The sequence below is a fragment of the Enterococcus raffinosus genome (assembly GCF_019175485.1).
GTDB classification, from domain to species: domain Bacteria; phylum Bacillota; class Bacilli; order Lactobacillales; family Enterococcaceae; genus Enterococcus_A; species Enterococcus_A raffinosus.
Genome location: NZ_CP072889.1, coordinates 866,629 through 886,358, shown reverse-complemented (window position 1 = coordinate 886,358; position 19,730 = coordinate 866,629). Strand labels below are relative to the sequence as shown.

The 19,730-nt window shown below is 38.5% G+C and carries 18 protein-coding genes and 1 pseudogene; 5 read left to right on the top strand and 14 right to left on the bottom strand.

Going from position 1 to position 19,730, the window contains the following annotated elements:
* Positions 1 to 68: 68 nt before the first annotated feature.
* From J9537_RS18835 to amaP, 6 genes are all read right to left on the bottom strand, one after another.
* Positions 69 to 1,406, bottom strand: a complete 1,338-nt coding sequence (locus tag J9537_RS18835; RefSeq protein WP_028020790.1) for a 6-phospho-alpha-glucosidase — start codon at positions 1,404 to 1,406, stop codon at positions 69 to 71.
* 33 nt (positions 1,407 to 1,439) lie between these two features.
* The gene (locus J9537_RS18830) at positions 1,440 to 2,993 is read right to left on the bottom strand and encodes a PTS transporter subunit EIIC (RefSeq protein ID WP_028020791.1); all 1,554 of its coding nucleotides are present in this window, start codon (positions 2,991 to 2,993) and stop codon (positions 1,440 to 1,442) included.
* A 485-nt stretch (positions 2,994 to 3,478) separates the two neighbouring features.
* Entirely contained in the window at positions 3,479 to 3,724 is a 246-nt protein-coding gene (locus J9537_RS18825) for a GlsB/YeaQ/YmgE family stress response membrane protein (RefSeq protein WP_028020792.1), read from the bottom strand.
* A gap of 23 nt (positions 3,725 to 3,747) precedes the next feature.
* Positions 3,748 to 4,326 carry an Asp23/Gls24 family envelope stress response protein gene (locus tag J9537_RS18820; RefSeq protein ID WP_028020793.1) on the bottom strand — a complete coding sequence of 193 codons (579 nt, stop codon included), beginning with the start codon at positions 4,324 to 4,326 and terminating at the stop codon, positions 3,748 to 3,750.
* Positions 4,327 to 4,339: 13 nt separating this feature from the next.
* Positions 4,340 to 4,537: a DUF2273 domain-containing protein gene (locus tag J9537_RS18815; RefSeq protein WP_028020794.1), complete on the bottom strand. Its 198-nt coding sequence runs from the start codon at positions 4,535 to 4,537 to the stop codon at positions 4,340 to 4,342.
* A 55-nt stretch (positions 4,538 to 4,592) separates the two neighbouring features.
* On the bottom strand, positions 4,593 to 5,168 hold the full coding sequence (amaP, locus tag J9537_RS18810; protein WP_028020795.1) for an alkaline shock response membrane anchor protein AmaP: 576 nt from the start codon (positions 5,166 to 5,168) through the stop codon (positions 4,593 to 4,595).
* Positions 5,169 to 5,881: 713 nt separating this feature from the next.
* Between amaP and J9537_RS18805 the strand changes: the two genes are divergently transcribed.
* From J9537_RS18805 to J9537_RS20840, 4 genes are all read left to right on the top strand, one after another.
* The gene (locus J9537_RS18805; RefSeq protein WP_082718864.1) at positions 5,882 to 6,460 is read left to right on the top strand and encodes a sensor histidine kinase; all 579 of its coding nucleotides are present in this window, start codon (positions 5,882 to 5,884) and stop codon (positions 6,458 to 6,460) included.
* 521 nt (positions 6,461 to 6,981) lie between these two features.
* Positions 6,982 to 7,365 carry a hypothetical protein gene (locus tag J9537_RS18800; RefSeq protein ID WP_060789356.1) on the top strand — a complete coding sequence of 128 codons (384 nt, stop codon included), beginning with the start codon at positions 6,982 to 6,984 and terminating at the stop codon, positions 7,363 to 7,365.
* A 46-nt stretch (positions 7,366 to 7,411) separates the two neighbouring features.
* Positions 7,412 to 8,014 (top strand): DUF2922 family protein, encoded by a 603-nt coding sequence (locus J9537_RS18795; RefSeq protein WP_060789357.1) that lies wholly within the window; start codon positions 7,412 to 7,414, stop codon positions 8,012 to 8,014.
* A gap of 122 nt (positions 8,015 to 8,136) precedes the next feature.
* The gene (locus tag J9537_RS20840) at positions 8,137 to 8,190 is read left to right on the top strand and encodes a hypothetical protein (RefSeq protein WP_231371736.1); all 54 of its coding nucleotides are present in this window, start codon (positions 8,137 to 8,139) and stop codon (positions 8,188 to 8,190) included.
* Between the two features lie 625 nt (positions 8,191 to 8,815).
* Here J9537_RS20840 and J9537_RS18785 read toward each other — a convergent pair.
* The 4 genes from J9537_RS18785 to J9537_RS18770 form a co-directional block, all read right to left on the bottom strand.
* On the bottom strand, positions 8,816 to 10,147 hold the full coding sequence (locus J9537_RS18785; RefSeq protein ID WP_245001333.1) for a DUF2142 domain-containing protein: 1,332 nt from the start codon (positions 10,145 to 10,147) through the stop codon (positions 8,816 to 8,818).
* A gap of 528 nt (positions 10,148 to 10,675) precedes the next feature.
* A complete protein-coding gene (locus J9537_RS18780; protein WP_218257442.1) occupies positions 10,676 to 11,815 on the bottom strand; it encodes an ArgE/DapE family deacylase in 1,140 nt (379 codons plus the stop codon).
* A 739-nt stretch (positions 11,816 to 12,554) separates the two neighbouring features.
* A complete protein-coding gene (locus tag J9537_RS18775) occupies positions 12,555 to 14,474 on the bottom strand; it encodes a bacterial Ig-like domain-containing protein (RefSeq protein ID WP_245001363.1) in 1,920 nt (639 codons plus the stop codon).
* 62 nt (positions 14,475 to 14,536) lie between these two features.
* Positions 14,537 to 14,938 (bottom strand): hypothetical protein, encoded by a 402-nt coding sequence (locus tag J9537_RS18770; protein ID WP_218257440.1) that lies wholly within the window; start codon positions 14,936 to 14,938, stop codon positions 14,537 to 14,539.
* 197 nt (positions 14,939 to 15,135) lie between these two features.
* Between J9537_RS18770 and J9537_RS18765 the strand changes: the two genes are divergently transcribed.
* A complete protein-coding gene (locus J9537_RS18765) occupies positions 15,136 to 15,732 on the top strand; it encodes a TetR/AcrR family transcriptional regulator (RefSeq protein WP_060789625.1) in 597 nt (198 codons plus the stop codon).
* Positions 15,733 to 15,870: 138 nt separating this feature from the next.
* Here J9537_RS18765 and J9537_RS18760 read toward each other — a convergent pair whose 3' ends face one another.
* From J9537_RS18760 to J9537_RS18745, 4 genes and pseudogenes are all read right to left on the bottom strand, one after another.
* Positions 15,871 to 16,719 (bottom strand): aldo/keto reductase, encoded by an 849-nt coding sequence (locus tag J9537_RS18760; RefSeq protein ID WP_060789633.1) that lies wholly within the window; start codon positions 16,717 to 16,719, stop codon positions 15,871 to 15,873.
* A 237-nt stretch (positions 16,720 to 16,956) separates the two neighbouring features.
* Positions 16,957 to 17,406, bottom strand: a pseudogene (locus J9537_RS20735) (SDR family NAD(P)-dependent oxidoreductase); the annotation flags it as partial.
* A gap of 796 nt (positions 17,407 to 18,202) precedes the next feature.
* Positions 18,203 to 18,988, bottom strand: a complete 786-nt coding sequence (locus tag J9537_RS18750; RefSeq protein ID WP_060789626.1) for a class I SAM-dependent methyltransferase — start codon at positions 18,986 to 18,988, stop codon at positions 18,203 to 18,205.
* Between the two features lie 45 nt (positions 18,989 to 19,033).
* Complete coding sequence (locus J9537_RS18745; RefSeq protein ID WP_060789627.1) at positions 19,034 to 19,516, bottom strand: GyrI-like domain-containing protein; 483 nt, start codon at positions 19,514 to 19,516, stop codon at positions 19,034 to 19,036.
* Positions 19,517 to 19,730: the final 214 nt, after the last annotated feature.

Sequence of the window (19,730 nt, the reverse complement as noted above, 5' to 3'; positions counted from 1 at the left end):
CAGCGTGTTCCCTATAGAAAAAAAGTATGAACGATCGTTGCCAACCATTCATACCTTCATTGCAGATTTTACTTTAATTCTGGCCACCAGTCGCCATTTGCTTCAATCATTTCATCTAAAATCTCTTTTGCCACTGCCGCAGAAGGAACAGTTTTAGATAGTGTCATCGCCTGCCAAAGCTTTTGATACGACTTTTGCTCAAAGGCATCCACGACTAATTTTTCAACCGCTACCTGCTGTTCGATCATTCCTTTTTGGAAATGGGGGATTTTCCCCATACATAACGGCTCGTAACCGCGCTTGCTGACAATGCAAGGAACCTCAACCATCGCATCATCAGATAAATTGGCGATCGCCCCTTCATTTTTAACGATGAGAAGCATCCGTTCATAAGTATTGTAGGCTAACGCTCCGGCCAATTGGACGATAAATTCAGCATGTTCGCCTGCTTCGATCGTTGTATCCTCAGCTGTTTGCGCCGCAGCGATTCGCTCACACTCCGCAAATACATTCTTCTCCCGATTATCCATCACTTCATTGGCGCGAGTATAGTTTGGATCGGCATGAGCCACCACGTAATCAGGGTATAGGTAATATTTTAAATACGTATTTGGAACAGTCAGCGGATCAACTGCGTAAACATCCTTGGCTTTTTGGAAGGTATCCATCCAGCTGTTTTCCTCTAGTAATGGGTTGCCTTCTCCCTTGGCAGCGGCATAGCCATATTTTGCTACATGCTCCTTCAATTTCGGCATAAGATCGTTGCCCTGTTTGTCGGTCATTTCTGTCCACCAGCCAAAATGATTCAATCCATAATAACGATCGACAATGTCGCTTTCACTTTCTAAGCCGACAATATCGGCGATAGACTTCTTGATTGCAACAGGCATGTCGCAGATATTGATAATCTTTGCCTCTGGACGCATTCTACGTGTCGCTTCCGCTACAATCGCTGCTGGATTCGAATAGTTGAGCATCCAAGCTTCTGGCGAATACTTTTCCATGTAGTCGATCAATTCCACCACTCCTGGAATCGAACGCATCCCGTAAGCCATTCCTCCAGGCCCGCAGGTTTCTTGGCCAACAACCCCATGCCTCAAAGGGATCTTCTCATCTTGTTCACGCATTGCAAGGCCACCCACTCGAATGTGGGCCATCACAAAATCAACGTCGGTGAAGGCTTCTTCAGGATCCGTTGTTGCTAAAAATTCGATTTCTGGCGCGCGTTCCTTTACAATCACCTCGCAGGCTTTCGCAACAATATCTTGACGTTCTTTATTATTATCGTAAAATTTTAATTTGCGTAAAGGAAACTTCTCCTGATTTTCGATAAGCATCATGACGATTCCTGCGGTATAGGTGCTTCCCCCACCTGCAATTACGACTGACTGTTTTTCCAACTTCATTCTTCTCTTCCTTTCAAATTGACTCTCTATAATTTATGATTCGCTCATACCTAATCTCTCACAGATATCTTCTTTAAATCCTTGAACCCCCATCCCGATGATGACTTGGACACTCGTTCCATTTAAAACAACACCCTTTTGCTGAGAGATTCTCTCTAATTGAGCCGAATCAACCAGCGCTTCGTCTTTCACCGTGACCCTTAATCTGGTAAAGCAATTGGAAATACTTTCGATATTTTCTCTTCCACCCAATCCAGCAACAACTAAGTCAAAGTCTGCGCTGCCATCTGCCGTAAACTCGCCATTCGTTTCATTTACTAGTACTGCTTCTTCTGATTCCTCATCTTCTCGACCCGGTGTTTTAATATTTAACTTGTTAATCAACAAGACAAACACAAAGTACCAAATGACTGACATGATGACTCCAACAAGAATCACCAAGTAAAATTTCGTGACAGAAGGGCTAAACACAGAATTAGAGACAAAGGTGTCAATCAAGCCATACAGCATATAGGTTCTGGCACCGATTCCCCACAGAATTGTTTCTGATACCGCCGTTAGTAAACTATGAACCAGCCATAGCAGCGGTGAAGCAAATAAGAAGGAGAAATCTAACGGCTCCGTGATGCCGGCTACTGCCGCAACGAACATTGACGGCAGGATCATCCCTTTCACTTCCTCTTTGCGCTGCTTTTTCGCACAGTGGATCAATGCAAGAGAAACCGCGATCGAGCCAAAGATCTTCACAAAGCCAAACGTCGCAAAGCGTAACGATGGGTCTAAGCTGGTAATTGACCCCGCATTGGCCATTTCTGCGTAAAAAATATTTGCCGCACCATTGTAAACCTGACCGCCAATTTTTGCGGTACCGCCTAACGCAGTAAAACAAAATGGCATCCATAATAAATGATGTAACCCCGTCGGAATCAAGAATCGATTACCGAACGAATAAATGAACACGCCCAACAAGCCTGTCGTCAAGATAAAGCCTGACAAGGAAGAAATCCAGCCATTCACCACCGGCCAAATGTAGCTCATTCCAATCGCTGTCACTAAAATAACCGGGATCAGAATCATGAAGGAAAAGCGTGAACCACCATAAATACTCAAGAAGTCCACAAATTCCTTATCTGAAAAGCGATTGTGAATAAACGCGACGATACAGCCAACCAACATCCCTAAAAAGACATTCATATCGACAACTTGAAAGCCTAAAACTACAGCCTGTCCTGTCCCAAAAAGACCCATATCCCCTGCTTCAGCCAATTGATTCGTCAGCGTCAGCCACGCATTGTTTGCTGCCAAAAAGAATAAAAACGCGATCAATGATATCAGAGCAGCCTCAACTTTTTTCTTTTTCGCTAGCGAAGCAGTGATTCCTACACAGAAAATCAATGCTAAATTATTTAACATGCTGTCCATCATTGTTTTGATCAGCCCGCCAAAGGTCTGCAAAACATTCGGCATGAATTCCAATTGTAAAATAACAGAAACTGCCAAGAATAGCCCCATTACCGCCATGAACTTCACTGGAACGATCACCGCTCGAGAAAAATCCTGCATCGTCTGAGAAAATTTACTTTTCATCGTTTCTCTCCATTCAATTTATTGAGTATACGTATCTCTTGACCTCAGACTACCAACATATGAAACCCGTTACAATACTCCTTCCACTCTTTGGACCCAAGTCCAAGAATAGGAACCAAAAAAGAGAAATAGCAGCTTTAATAACAAACGGAGAGAAACACTATTTTTCGTTAAAAAAGAGCTCAATTCTTTAAAAGAATTGAGCTCAGAGGAGGAACAGTATTTAAAAAGGGACCTTACTGTTGCATACAAGAGAATGAACAAAAAAAAGGAAAGCACATTCCATGCTTTCCTTCCTCCGTTGATGCTTGAACAATATACCCATTTTCTCATATAAGATAAAAATCTTCTTCGGGGGAAACACTCGGTAAACTTCACTTATTAATTACTGGGTACAAGCTTCATCAAGGAGCTGTATCTTTTCATTTAAAGGTGCTCGACTTCTGTTGATTCCTATCTTAGCGCCGTGTTCTTAATCTAGATATCTATTTAGATCTACCTAAGAAAAATGAGACGATCAAGACTAAGATGACTGCTCCAATGATTGATGGTACTAACGCCATTCCAGCTAAAGAAGGTCCCCAAGAACCTAATATTGCTTGACCTAACGCTGAACCTACTAAACCAGCGATGATATTTGCGATCCAGCCCATGCTGTTTCCTTTACCTGTAATCGCTCCAGCGATTGCACCGATAACTGCTCCGATAATTAATGACCATAATAAACCCATGACAAATTCCTCCTACAATACACTTATTTTACTCGTGGTTCACGATTTTCTTCGATTTTTGCTTGCGCTTTGTTTGTGCCGCGGTTCACTACACCTTTTGCTTTGTCTGTTTGTTTTGAAGCAAACTCACCTGTTGTCTTCGCTGCACTAGTTACTTTGTCTTGAACCGTTTCGCTATCTTGTTCATACTCTTCTTCAGACTTGATATCCACGACATTGATATTTACTTCGATCACATCTAAATGTGTCATCTTTTCCACTTCATCATGAATGACTTCTTTGATACGATCCGCAATTTTTGGAATGTCTCTTCCATACTCAATCACAACATCCATATCCACAGCTACTTGTTTTTTACCGACTTCTGTTTCGATACCTGTCGTTACGTTATCTGTATTGACCAATTTTTCAGCGATATTTGAGAAGAATCCGCCATCTACGGTTAATAACCCATCAATTTGTTCAATCGCTGTGCCAACGATTTTTTGAATAACCTTATCGTCATACGTTAATTCACCTTTGACTTCTGACGCTTTGTTTGGTGTTTGTCCTGATACGGCTGTTTTATCGTTTACATTTTTGTTTTGAAAATTGTTTTCCATGATACTTTTCCTCCTAATGGTTGTTTTGTTTAAAATATTCATCTAATAAATTGGTTTGCTGCAGGTAATAGCCCAGTGCTGCGCCTAATCCAGTTAATAAAACGATCAACAATGTTTTGAAAAAACCGATCGCTACCAGCAATATGGCTAAAATTAACCCTGCGATCCCGAAAATAATCGGGAGTTTGTATTGATTCATTAAATCTTTCAAGCGGCTCCCTCCTTATTCGTGTAATTGATTGCTCCCATTTGAGCATTGCGTTGTACTATTTTACCCGTGAGTGATCAGCTGTGTTCTTGTCTTGCTCATCATCAAAAGACTTATAAGCAACATCCACTTTGATTTTTTCCTGACTACCTAGGATTTCTTGTAGTTCCTGTTGAATTTCTTTCATCAATGTTTCTGTTTTTCCGATATGGGCAGATGTGCGGTTCAATTGGCCTTTGATTTTGATCCTGATCTTATTTTTTGTCGCACGCACCTTCACATCTGGTGAAGCAACAAATCCGACATTCTGCGTTTTCGTCCGAACAAATCCTTCAATCGCTTTTCTGTCTAAGGAGAGACGTCCCTTCTCTTCTTTCAGTACAAATGTTTGTTTGACCTTTGGATAAAAGATAAGGAAAAGAATGAAAATCAGTAAGATTATTGAGAAGACTAACGCTACCCAAAATAAGTACTCGCGAAGAAAGTAATTAGATAGAGAATTTCTGATAAATTCCGTACGATGAATGCCAAACGGCAAATTCATATAAGGAGAACTGATTGCGATAACCATCAGCAGAGCTGACATCAAGATAACTGAGATGATAATCCCGATTGCTTTTATTCCACGATTCATAATTGTACACCTCCTTCATAATAGAAACTCAGTAATAAATTATGTTGCTAATGCGGATCACTTTTCTAATCTCTCTTTTAATTTCCAATATTCCATCCATATTTTTAACAGAAAATTAAAAGCTTTTTTAGTGAAAGTAAATCATCTTACATAAATCATCATAACTTGATTTATTTTATTTTTGAAATATTCAGCTCACAATATCCAAATACGCATTATTTAAGCTTACTATTTGACAATAAATCTATGATAAGTTACGGAATAATAGTTTCTCAATTGTTACAATTAATATTTATGATTATTCCACTCAACCAATAAACATTAAAAAATAAATAATCTGATTAAAAAGTGTGCTGAAATCCACTATGCAGAACCTTTATTTTTAATGTACTCTTAAATACAAAAAAGACGTCCCCTTACGAGACGTCCATTTTTTCTTTTTCAAATTTACATCGAGCCATTCTTCAGCTTCGTGAAGACTTCAAAGCGATTGCCCATTCATGCATGCTTTCTCATATACGAACAATGCATTATTCACTAATCAAACAAGCCTTGATGGTCATTTTCGCTGCTCTTGAGGCAGGCTTTTTGCTCGCTCTTCGGCCAATGATCAGGATGACAATCAGCCAGATGACGTAACTAAGAACGATATTGAAAAATGAGAGTTGGATCGGTGCCTCCAAAGTCACTTTGCTAAAATAATCGGTGCTCAAATGAAGTGGCTGGAAAATATCCACATCGAACAGCAGCACATGGAACGCTTAGTCTCTGATCTACTTACTATCTCTCGCGCGGATACGAGCGAAGAGGAAATCCAGCGAACATTTTTCTCACTAGATAGCTTGTTAAAAAGCATCGTAGAAAAATTTTCACCAGTCTGTCAAAATAAGACCATTCAATTAAAGGCTAATCTAGCCTCTGAGGTTCCCTTCTATGGTGATCAGCAAAGAATCAATCAATTAGTGATGATTCTGCTTGATAATGCCTATCAATATTCCAATGAAGGAGGACAAATCACCTTAACCCTTAAAAATTTACCAAAGGATATTCAAATCTCTGTCAAGGATACAGGCATCGGCATTTCTGAAGAGAATGTCACGAAACTCTTCGATCGCTTCTTCCGAGTCACCAACTCGCGAAAGAAAAATCCAGATGGTTTGGGCTTAGGACTATCCATTGCCAAGCTGATCACGCAGCAGCATCAAGGAGACATTACGGTTACGAGTACGGTGGGTGAAGGGACTGAGTTTATTGTTACGTTGCCTAAGAAGAGTGAAAGTAGCATAGAATAGTCAAAATAAGGGAGCAAACTGCGAGTGCGGTTTGTTCCCTTATTATTTTTATTAAGTAGAAAGCCGTACTTGTTTAAAACTAAACAATTGTATTAATTACATGACTTCCCCATTTGATTCGATTACCTGTTTATACCAATAGAAGGAATCTTTCTTCGTTTCCAACCAAAATATATTAAGAAAAACTAAAGAAAAATAGAAAGCAATTATTTTAACTAACCAATTTTAAATAATATTTTACCAATAAATGCCTATATATCAACATTTCTTCTGCAAGCATAAAAACCTCTCCGTTGTCAAAGTGCTGAATTCTGCATTTGGACCTGAATTTTGCAGGGGATTTGGTGCTTCTTTTTTTCAAAAGCCTATGAAATCAGGATTATTCAAAATATTTTAGTCGTTGCCTCTGCAAAATTGGCCCCTAAATGTAATTTTCACGGTTTTGACCTAGTTTTATTTTGTACCTTATCGTTAAGTCACCGGCCGATATTAACAAACTATGAAACGGAGGAACTATTTTAATGAATGAACAAACCCTTTCGTACCGCCAGTTGTTCCATTTGAAATCAACAACCTTAGAAAAACGTATCAAAGAGTATTACTACAGTACACAAAACAGCAGCTTAACGATTAAATACATTCTCACTTTGAAAATACGGCACCAGCTAGGTGCGGAAGAGTTTGCTTTCATTCTGAAGGATCTTGTCCGTGAGATTTTCATGAATACGAAAGCCACTCGCACCATGAAGCGCTTCTTTTACTACTTTCAAGATTACTTCATGGCCCCAGAGTGGCAAGCCTTAAAACTGAGAACCTTCCCTGTCCGTAACTTCGGTGAAAAAGCCGTGTCCCTTGTCCGTTCCTTGATTGCCAAAGTCCGTCCCGATGAAACGAATGAACCTTGATAGAAGATGACCTACGCAAAAAAATTTGAGAAAGGAAAAGAAGGCTATGAGACAGGATTTAGTGGCGACCTTTACCAACGGTCTGGGCGCAACACATGACTGGAAATATAACAATCTAAAGAATGATCTGCCAATACCAGTGATCAAAGAAGCTTGCGAACTCTTAACTACATTAGACATTTTTGAAGAAAATGGCGTAAAACTATTTGATTCCGTGGTGACAGCGAAGATCATTACTACTAAAGAAACCGAGATTTTTGATAAAGAAAAGGAACCTAAAGAAGAAAAAACGGTTCCTTCTCCAAAAATAGAGAAAGAACCGGAAATGCCCGCTGTTAAAACAGGAAACAGCTACGACTATTTGTTCAATGCATCGAGAACTGCGATTGCTAAAAGTTTGGAGAAACCAGCAGAAACGAGAAACGACTCCCTTTCATTAATAATACCTGCACCACAAATCGGAGAAAAAACAATTACATCATTGGAAAATACCTCTGCTGAGAATTCTTCTGATCTTTCGGTTGCACAGTCAGATGTTCCAGAACAGGAAAGTCGGCAAAAAGGCTTTCTCGCTCGGCTTCGTCGAAAAATCAATCGAAACAAGGACGACCCAGACATCCGTTCTCGAGACGGTGATTCCAGCAGCTAAATTCTGCCCTTCTCAAATAAATAATGCGTAGGTCTATCTTGCTCAAGTCGTCAGCCTCCACATCGGAGAGGAGGTGATGCACCTTGAGCGAGCTGATTCGATATGTCCTCGCTCCGCTCTTTGTGGGGCTGATCATCGCCCTAGTCAACCACTGGTTGAGCGGGCGTGATCCATGACGACTGAAGACAAAACATGCTGAAGATCTGAAAGCATTCCGTACTTTCAGATTCTCAGCTGCTATGAAATTTAACCCATTATTGTGGGCAATCATAAGATAAACTAGTCGGAAAAGTACGGGCTTATTCATTCTTTTATTTCATATGGGGAGCAGCATTATGCTCCAAATGGATATCAAAATGCCCTATTCCTACTATCGTTATCGCAATAATGATTTTTTATATATTCCTATCTCAGAATTCATTCACTGCTTAGTACTTCCTATAGAAAGAATCCCTTTATTTCGTTGAACGCAATGAACTACTATACGAATGAGAAAATTATATTAACTCCTCGGAAATCTTTTGGTTCAAGGAATGAATTTTTCAGAATTATTTCCTAACGAATAATCAAAAGAGAACGTCCGGTAATCAGCCTGCGAAATATGAGAATTTCGAAGGATGCTACCACGAAAGCCCTACTCGGTCAGGAGTAGGGCTTTTTTTGCTAAATGTGTGACAGTCAGCATGTGGGTTAGAATGACAGCTGCACCCAATTGTCATCGCGGTCATCTAAAATCATGATATCTCAAGACAGCTACTATGCATGAGTATACTCTTTTTGTTATAAAAGAAAGACTTGAATTTACACTGCCGCTGGATAACGGCTGGTTAGAGTTACAATTGCCGCAATTAGTACTAATACCAATAACAGTGAAACAATAATGTTAATCTTCATTGGTTTGATATTCAAAATCGCATCCTTACTTGAAAACAAAGGAACAACTAATAAACTTATAGGGATAAAGTATCTTCCCTGGAGACCTTCAATTGAGGTTGTTCTACCGACTTTGTTCCAAATCTGATACAAAGCAAAGAACGTTAGTAACGTGTAGAGCGCCAGCATAACAAGCAGAATGGCACGTTGATAAGCTATCAATGATTGACTATCTTTCTCTTGGACCAGAGAACCTAAAATAATGCTTGAAAAATATAGAACGATCCAATGAAGACCCATAGGAGCATCTAATAGGCCGAATTTACCAGCAAAAGAATAGACAATATTGTCCCCTTTCACACCAAATAAGTAGTTTTTTCGAAAGTTTTCAAAGAAGATTGATGGGTCTTTTAAGAATTGCGCCAACTGTTTGTCTGGATTCCCGAAATCTCGATAAAGAATTTGTTGATCAATCATCATTTTATTCCAAATAACATAGAATAAAATGCAGGACACAAAAATTACAATCCCCCACACTGCTTTCCTTTTTATACTGAAGGACTTATTAGGAATCAGAAAGAAGAGCATTCCTAGAACAATTAATGTAGGCTTAAGCAGAACTAACGTAATCATTAACACGGCGCTAATTAGAAGTTTTAGGTTCGTTAATCGCTCTTTACCGATCAGACCGGTTAGCCAAGAGACGAAAAGGAAACTCATTGAAATGATCATTGCATCTCCTGATGTTGACGAAGCGAGAAAGAGCGCCATTGGATTTAGAGCCAAGACTGCCGCACCCAACTTAGAAAAGCGGAACTTCCAGATTGCCAAAAACATAATCAGGATATAGCCAATTAAATTAAAATAGCGTGCTGCATAATATTGCCATACCATAGGTTTATTTAAGGTTTTTCCAACGGTTATCCCAAGAATTTGGGGAATATAATTCACGAAATAGTAATTAGTTATTCCTCCAGTCCCAATAAAGGCTTTCTCACCCTTTTTAATTTTATCCTTATCTACCTCTTCGTAAAAATAGGGAAATTTTTCTTTTTTACCATTCATATCAATTGCATAGGAGTTCATACTTTTTATTGTGTAAGGGACTTCAAAACCAAATTTTCCCCAAGTACTTTCATTCTTTCCAAGCTTTTTCGTTAAGGATTCGGGGCGTATTTTAAATTCCGAAAATGAATAGGCCTTAATGAAATGTCCCACCTCATCCGGTGCTTGCAACGGTGGAACTATGTTTACCATCATTAATCCAAAAATTAATGAGAGAAATAAAAATAATCTGTTGGGAAAAGGTACCCTCTTCAATGAATCTAAGATACCTAGACAAGCATTCACTATTTTCTCGATTAGAATCACCCCTGCTTAATTAAATTACCTTTTAATTATACATTTTGCATACTGGAATTAAAACCTGCTGTAAAAGTAAATTAGCGTGTATTCTTTTTATGTATCTATTTATTATAGTTCAAAATATACTGAAGAAAAAAGAGGAACACGGAGGATGCATCACATTAGGAGGATAATTTTATATTTCCAGAAAAGTTTATGAGACAATCAATCGTTTTTCTAACACTGTTTCGACTAAAAATGCCGTGAAATCAGTAGCAATAACCAATTTTGTTTTTATCTTTTAAGCATACATTGTCTCTTTTTATTGGCCCAATCTAAACAGCCAGAAACACCTGATTATTCTTCAAGGTATTTCTGGCTATTTTTTCATTCCGTGGTAAACAATGTTCCTAGTTTGTTTTAAATTCTATCTAAATCAATCAGCTATCTCAAATAGGTTTTGATAATTGATTTATACTTATCAATCATATCTAAGTAATTATCAATCTCGACGTATTCGTTTATTTGATGTGGAAGTGTGGGCTCTCCTGGACCAAAAACAACGAAGTCGAATGTATTTTCTGACTTAGTAAACTCGGCAGCATCCGTTGTACCAGCTGCTGTTACTAGAGGCAAAGGCTTCTCGAATTGATCTTGAACCGCTTGAATGAGCGCTGAATTTTTGTCGGCTTTTACAGGAATTTTATTGAAATCAATCGATAGCTCCAGTTTATAATCAGAGCCTTCATTTAATTCATTAATGATCGTAGTGAGCAAGCTTTTCACTTCATCGTTACTGAAATTTGGAATGGAACGAATATTTCCTTGAAGCTCAGCATAGCTAGGAATACTATTTACTTGATTGCCTCCTTTAATTACAGTCACATTATGAATCGTTCGGCCGAGATCTTCGTTCACATAATTTTCAGCAACAGTGGCCATTTCTTTATTTACTCTCGTAATGAATTCATTTAGGTGATTAATCGCATTGAAGCCTTGTTCAGGCATTGAGCTATGCGCTTCCTTCCCACGTGAAATCACGGAATAATTAATTGACCCCATATGAGCATACATCAAATTGTATTTCGTCGGTTCTCCTATCAATAACCCTGTTAGATCATCCGCATAACCGGCTTCTGTTAACTGTTGCGCCCCAAGCTCTCCTATTTCTTCTCCGACTGTTGCGAGCAGTTTCACTGTTCCATCAAACGAAACTTCCTCTTCACCTAGCTCGATCATGGCAATAACCATGGCAGTCAGACCGCTTTTCATATCTGTAGAACCGCGACCATAAAGTTTATTGTCATCAATTACTGCCTCATAGGGAGGAAATTTCCACTGGCTTTCATCTCCTGCATCAACAACATCCATATGACCTGATAATCCTAGGACTTTTTTTGAATTTCCCTTTTTTATTGTCGCTACTAAATTATCACGACCTTCTTGGTAGTTAATTTTTGTACTATCAATACCATGAGTCTGTAAAAGTTTTGCATAATAATCGGCTACTTCTGCCTCATTATTATTCACTGACCGAATTTTTATCACGTCTTGTAAAATAGCTATTCTTTTTTCTTTCTCCATCAGTATCACCTTTCTTCTGATCGTTATTGATTACTCACGTTTAATCGTTGGGGATATCTGTCACATTGATTGAAATCATCTATAGCCCTTCTCGTACTACTTTTCACCCCAATATAATAACACTGAATAATTTATAATTAAAGTTTAAGCACTCATGCCATACGTTATGTAAATAAGAAAAATTATTCATTCAAATAGTTCAAATTTTCTATATATAAATATTTTTCAGTTTTATAAGGATGTATTCTATAGTAAATTCATACGTATCTCGAGATGACATGATGATAGCTACTATGGACAGAAAATTATTGTTATATAAACAATAGATCAAAAAAATTTTTTATAGGTAAAAATCACATTTTTATATAGAACTGCCGACCATTTATTCAACCAAAACGATTTCACACAAGTGAACAACAGTGGTCATTTATGACTTTTCTTTTATCGTCCGCCTAATGAAGATTGAACAAATATATGGAAAGTGCGTAAAAAAACACACGACTAGACAATAAAATAGCCTAATCATGTGCTTTTCTCGGTGATTCCAAAGAAGGCATTCTTTTTGACTTTTCAATCTGTTTAAAAATCAAGGTTTTACTGGGTATCTCTAGTTAAATCGAATACTAGAGATTAATCAGTTAAATACAATTACTGTCGATGTTGTATAAACAACAAGAAATAGTTTAGTCGTCGGGTATGAATACGCCGATTATTATGATAGAAATACGACATTTAAATCTCAAAGTGTCACCTTGCGCAGGATAATTAATGCTAGAACGACTATCGTTAATCCGCTAATAAGTAAATACTGACTTTTCTTTTCTCCAGTCAGTGGCAATTTTCGCTGTTGGTTGCTCCTTTGATTGCTTGAGACTATTTTATTTTGATAATTATTTTTATCTTTATCCTTGTCTTGATTCGTTAGTTCCAATTTCTCTTTATTGACCACAGTTACCTGCGCTTTACTTGATACTCCACCGTAGCTGTATGTTATTTCATACTTGCCTGCTTTACTTGTGTCTACTTCGCCTGCTACTTTTATCTCTTCGAAGGATACTGGGCGCCCGATTTCATCTACTGCACTTTCGAAATTATCTGACGACTGCCAAGGGGCTCCTACAAATAGAGTGCTATCCTTTACTTTTATCGCTGTTTGTCTTTCTTTCACCGTAACGATTGCTTTACTTGATACTCCACCGTAGCTGTATGTTATTTCATACTTGCCTGCTTTACTTGTATCTACTTCGCCTGCTACTTTTATCTCTTCGAAGGATACTGGGCTTCCGGTTTCATCTACTGCACTTTCGAAATTATCTGACGACTGCCAAGGGGCTCCTACAAATAGAGTGCTATCCTTTACTTTTATCGCTGTTTGTCTTTCTTTCACTGTGACGATAGCTTTACTTGATACTCCACCATAGCTGTATGTTATTTCATACTTGCCTGCTTTACTTGTGTCTACTTCGCCTGCTACTTTTATCTCTTCGAAGGATACTGGGCGCCCGATTTCGTCTACTGCACTTTCGAAATTATCTAATGCTTTCCAGTCATCTCCTACAAAAAGGGTTGAATCTGTCACCCTCACAGCTGTTTGTTTTTCCTCAATAACCAGCATGGCTCCCGATAATATTTTTTTCCCTTGATAAAAACGGATATAATATATACCAGGTTGTGATGTATCCACATTTTTATTTGCGAGATCGACTCCGAGTGTCTCAAATTCAAGCTTTTCTATGGGGATATCGAGACCAAACTGATTGGTAACAGCTATCACATGATCTCCTATCTGCCAGTCATCTCCCACAAAAATTTGGATATCTCGCACCTTCAAATCATAATTTTCTTCCCAAACATATTCTCCTGCCATTGTACTGCCCTCATATTGAGTAACTAACTCGCTAGATGAATACGCGTCTATAGTATCTTTTTTTATCCATCTTCCTGTATGAATGCCCCATTCTGGTGGTTCCTTTAAACCCATCGCTTCTGACAGTTTTGTTTTCACACCTAATTTTAAGGATTCCAGCGTTATTGGTCGGTTATTTCCTGTAAAAAACATTTCATTCACATTTGTCGTATTGGTCATATCAAAGCTTGATAAATCTAATGCTTTTAAGTTTTCTGTGGATTGAAACATATAACTCATGTTTTCAACATTCTTCGTATCAAAATTCGATAAGTCTAACGACTCTATCCCCCGCATTGCGAACATCCCCTGCATGTTCTTTACCTTAGAGGTATCAAAGTTCGAAAGGTTCAGCGCTGGAATATTTGGTGTACTGAACATATAACTCATATCCGTCACTTGGCTTGTATCAAAGTTTGATACATTTAAAGAAGTCAACTTATTCGTGTTCGCAAACATCCCCCGCGTATTCGTCACTTTACTCGTATCAAAGTTCGATACATTTAAGCTTTCTATATTTCTTAAATCATTAAACATATTCGCCATGTCGGTCACATTACTCGTCTTAAAGTGAGACACATCTAATGCCTGTAAGCTGACGATAGAGTTAAACATCTCTTTCATACTTGTAACGTTAGACGTATCAAAATTTGATACGTCTAGCGTTTCTAGGCTACTCATAAAGCCGAACATCCCACTCATGTCCGTCACGTTAGAAGTATTTAAATGATGAATATTCTGGATTTCAGTCACGGAGTTTAACCGATAGAATAAATAGCTGCTGTTCCAATGTGCCTCTACCGCTTCTTCAAAGACTATTTTTTTATTTTCTCTCGATAGCTGGACCAATAACTCGTAGGATCGTAACCTAAAGTCCCTCCGTATATATGTAACGTTCCTTCCTGATCGATAGACCAAGGACAAGTTCCAAACGTTCCTGAAGCAATGTCCACATTCGTCTGTATCAATGAATGCTCTTCTTGGCTACTTGTTGTATCGGTTTTCTCTCCTGATTCCTCTGAAAAATCCCCCTTTTCAGCTTCTTCCGCAATAGGAAGACTCTCTTCCTGCCACGAGTTATTTTCCTCGAAGGAATTTTTTTGATTCTCGTCAGTAGCCTCTCCAGCATATCCAGCCACCGGCAGTACCTGATTGAACAGTAACAACGAGAACACAGAACAATTGAGGACTCTTTTTGCAACTTTTTTATTCATCATTTCTCTCCTAAAAAATACTTTTTTGTTATTCTAACCTTATAATACAGTCCTCATTGAAGATATCAATTTACACTTAACTAGGAGATGTAAAGTATTTAGCACAATATGATGCTCTCATTTGAAAAGAACAAATGTAATTATTATAATTAACTAGTAAACACTTGTTATAAAAAATACTAGACTCAAGGAGAAAGAGTATGAACGATTCTGTCATTCCTAACTTGGTCATTGACTGCGCAGTTGATCATTTACAATCCACCCCATTGGATAAACTATCTGTAACAGCGATTACTCAGTCTGTAGGCATTAGTCGAGTTACCTTTTACAATTATTTCAAAAACCGAGAAGACATAATTGATGTCCTCGTTGAAGTGTTACTGGCACAGTTTGATGAAATACAGAAGAAGAACCTGCCGTTTCTAAATCTTGTGAATATGGCCGATACTAAGGAGATCAAAAAGATTTTATATCCGAACACGCTGGAGATTATGAGCTTTTTTTATAAAAACAAAAAGAAGATCGCCTGTCTCCTATCTAAAAACACTACTGTCGACTTTATGGATATCCTTCATGGCACTTATTACAATCATTTTTTGAACGCTTTACCCGAGATTTTTTCCGCTAAATTTTCTGAAGACACTATTACAAGCTATGCCCTTTATATGACAACCGGTGTACGAGCGATCACGGAGGAATGGTTTCTGTCTGATTTTAATCCTTCTCCTGAAATTGTCACTGAACGAATACTGTCCGTACTAACACCCTCTTTAATGGAGCTGTATACTAGAAACTAGTTTTATACATTAGCGAAACTCCCTCATTTTAGATTATGTAGTTTCAGTGTTCTTACTGTGGAAGAAGCAACTAAAAAGACCAACGAATCCTATCGTTGGTCTAATTGAATTTTTGTAGAAGATAGACTCTTTAGAAGCTTAAAAATCTACCTGATCAGGATTTTTAGCACTTCCCGCTAATCCTTTTAAGCCATCAATGATTGCCATGTCCTCTGGTTTTATTTCAAAGTCAAAGACTTCAAGGTTTTCTTGAATACGCTCTTTATGAACTGACTTCGGCAATGGTAAGAACTGATGCTGCAGGCTCCAGCGTAAAACAATTTGCGCAATGGAGCGATTGTATTTTTCAGCGATTTCTTTTAATTCGCCTACTTTAAAGATTTCACCCGTTCCTAATGGACTATAAGCTTCACTTAAGATGTCATGCGCCTGATTGTACTTCACAACTTCTTGCTGCTGATCACTAGGATTTAGAAAGATTTGATTGACCATTGGTTTTATTTTCGCTGTTTCATACAATGCGTCTAAATGGTGTGGCAAGAAATTAGAAACACCGATGGCTCTGATTTTTTTCTGTTCTACCGCTTCCTCCATCGCTCGCCAGGCTTCTGCGTTCCCTTCCTTCCAATTTTCACGAATGGCTAAGGGACTTGGCCAATGAATCAAGTAAAGATCGATGTAATCTAGGTCTAAGTTTTTTAAAGAGTCATCAATCGCTTGTTTCGCGGCAGTATACGAATGTCCTTTACTTCCCAATTTTGTTGCGATAAATAATTCTTCTCGAGAGACCCCAGAGGCTTTTATCCCGCGACCTACAGAAGCTTCATTTCGATAAGCCGATGCAGTATCAATATGACGATAGCCTGCTTCGATCGCCCATTTTACCGCCGCTTCAGCAATCTCGCCATTCGGTGTTTGCCACGTACCAAAGCCGATGACAGGAATCTCCACTCCATTCGATAATGTATAGGTACTGTTTTTGTTCATACTCGTTCCTCCTAAATCTATTGTTTTTTTTTCGTATTCCCGTTCCAATAAGGACAGTGCTTCATCCAAGGCTTTTCCCGCAAATTTCTGAGCAGAAATCCACTCACCGCTTACTCCCTTTTTAACAAAAGCGCCCAGAACCATTCCTGGAATTACACTGCCTACTTCATGATGAGCCTCCGCACCCCCAAGATCTGTCCGTACCCATCCAGGATCTGCTAGATTGATTGTGACATCTTTCGTTGCTAATTGATTCACTAGATCCTTTGTTAATTTATCCAAGGCACCCTTCGATGCTGCATAGGCTCCTTGTTCAGGTTGATTCTTAATGCCGCTTGTTGTGTTGATGATTCTGCCAAAGTTTTGCTCCAGCATTTTTGGTAAGAAACCTTCTATTAAAAGCATCGGTGCAATGACATTGACCCGATAAGTACTGAGATAATCATCAACAGCTACGCCCCAATAATTTGTTTGTTTTTTCGGCTGAACACCGGCGTTATTGAACAAAATGTCAATCGTCACCTTGCTTGAAACGAATGCAATCATCTGCTTGACTTGCTGCTCGTCGGATAATTCCGCCGCCACAGAAAATGCTTGAACGCCTAATTCCTCTAACTCCTTAACAATTGAGCTCGTATGCTCCAGCTCACGACTGTGTACGACAACATTGACTCCTTGCTTTGCCATAAATAGCGCTATCTCTCTGCCTATTCCCCTGCTTGCGCCTGTCACAAGCGCCCATTTGTTTGTTAAATCCGACATTCTCATTCCCCCCACCAGTTCTTTTCGATGTTTCTGTATGATCCTATGTAGAAGGTATTCACGAACCTATCGAACACCTTCGTAGTAACTCTCTCACTTTCCCTTATAGAAAAATGAAAAGCGGAAAACGGTTCCTAAAATTGATTATACACTTTATCTTTTGTTTGTAAATAACTATATAGATATAATTTTTTAGAGTTGTTTATCCATGATAAATCATATGATGGTTCTTTTTAGAACAAAACCAATTTACCTAAAAACACTAACTTATTAACATTTTTAATCTTCTTTTTTTTATGATAAATAAGTCCGGAACGCTTTTAAAAATATATAGTTTTTCGTTGTTCGTGATTAAGATTTTTATTTAGCCCTTCATTAATACTAATCTCCTAAAAATTGATCGACGTTCAGTTACTAATTCTTTACCAAACCGAAAAGTTCACCACCAACTTCTCGATAGCAATCTAGCACAGCACCTTATATACAAATTTTGAAAAGATTGCTTAAGGAAACGGCATACATAACGTTTTTAGATAAATACTACAAACGATATCGTATACAATGAATAGCCTGGCTATACGAAAACATATTAATCGCCACTCAGTACTTTACTAAATAAAAAAAACAGCTCAAGGAAGCAATTGCTTTCTTGAGCTACGATAATTATAAAACACCTAGTCTCTTTTATCAGGGGGAACACTTTATTTTATAAGTCTACAGCCTATTTCCGACAGACCAGCACCGCATGATTGCTGGTTCCCGCACAGGAGCTGCTGTTGTACATATAGTCCATTATTTCGGTCCAAACCGCATATTTTTCCTCGTCCATACTGTTTATGCCTGTTGGATTGAAGGAGAAATCTACACCCGCATTACGGACGACCGTTAATCCCTCGTCTGTTGCGTCTTGCACCATCTCCTCTGGCATAGTGAAATAGAAAACATCCGGAAGATGGTCATCTATCCCCTCTACAAATACTGAATGATTTGTGGCAGCATTGGGATAGTTTACCTTCATATCATCGTCAAAGCACGCTCGCAGATAAGCGCCTACTTTATTGATATAAGCAAATAGAATTAAGCCGCCCTCTTTACAGACTCGCTTACTTTCTGCGATTACCTTCTTGCGTTCATTGGGCTGCAAATGGTACATGGGACCAAAGACTAACACAATGTCATAGGTGTTTTCTTGAATTTCTGGCAAATGAGTTGCATCTCCAACAGCCGCCTGAACATTCGGGAGTTGGTGATCGACTATCTTTTTCTGGAACTGTTTGATGTGTTTTGGCACAAGATCAATTCCCTGATAGGACTTACATTTCTCTGATAAATACAGTCCATAATAGCCTGTTCCGCAGCCTAACTCAAGCACTGTTTTTGAGGAGTCGATATAAAAATCAAGCAATCGTTTTGTATAGATAAACTCGATCTGATCAGCTCTACTGCCGAAGGCTCTCTGTTCTTCTTCAAAGTGATCATAGTTTGAAATAATTGGATTGTGTTTCATTCTCTGCTCCTTTTTGTTTTCACTTTTATCGTTCTTTGTTTATCTTCAATCACTAGATTTTTTTACAGAAATCCATATTTCCGATAAACTGTCTGGGTAGCTACCGGCTCCTTTGGGATAAACCTCTAGCTGGAAGCCTGCCGGCTCATACTCTGAAGCCGGAAAAAAATCAGAAAAGATCCAGGTCCAGCAGTCTTTATCCGCCGTGTTTTTAACATTTAAGGAAGCACTGCGGAACTTTATCCATAATGAAGAAGGAAGCGTAAGAGTTGTGTATCCTGAAGGAACCGTCTCTGCATGATAGGGTGTCGCAATGTAATACATGTAACCTTCCCCATCGAAAGATTCGCCATCAGCTAAGCCAATCCATTCTTTCTCATCAGAAGTAGAATAAGTGGTTAGTTTCGCAAGCGTCCCATCTTTTTGACACTTCTGCCAAAACAAATCGGCCTTCACCTGACCAACTAATTGCATCTCACCCTTGCCCAACAGTTGGAAGTCTTCCATCGTAACAACTTGATAATCCATTCCTTTTCCTCCTCTATTCAGTAAAGACATTACTAACCTTTATTTTATGTACTATATACAAAAACAGATATTATCTATAACCATTATAATCTAATAAAACATTGTAAACCATAGGAGGAAAAGCCACTCATGATCGCTTCAAGCACTACTGGAAAAAGATCACAGCTAATTTTTATTGAATTTGTCTTCTAATTCTCTCGTGATCGTTCTTCTT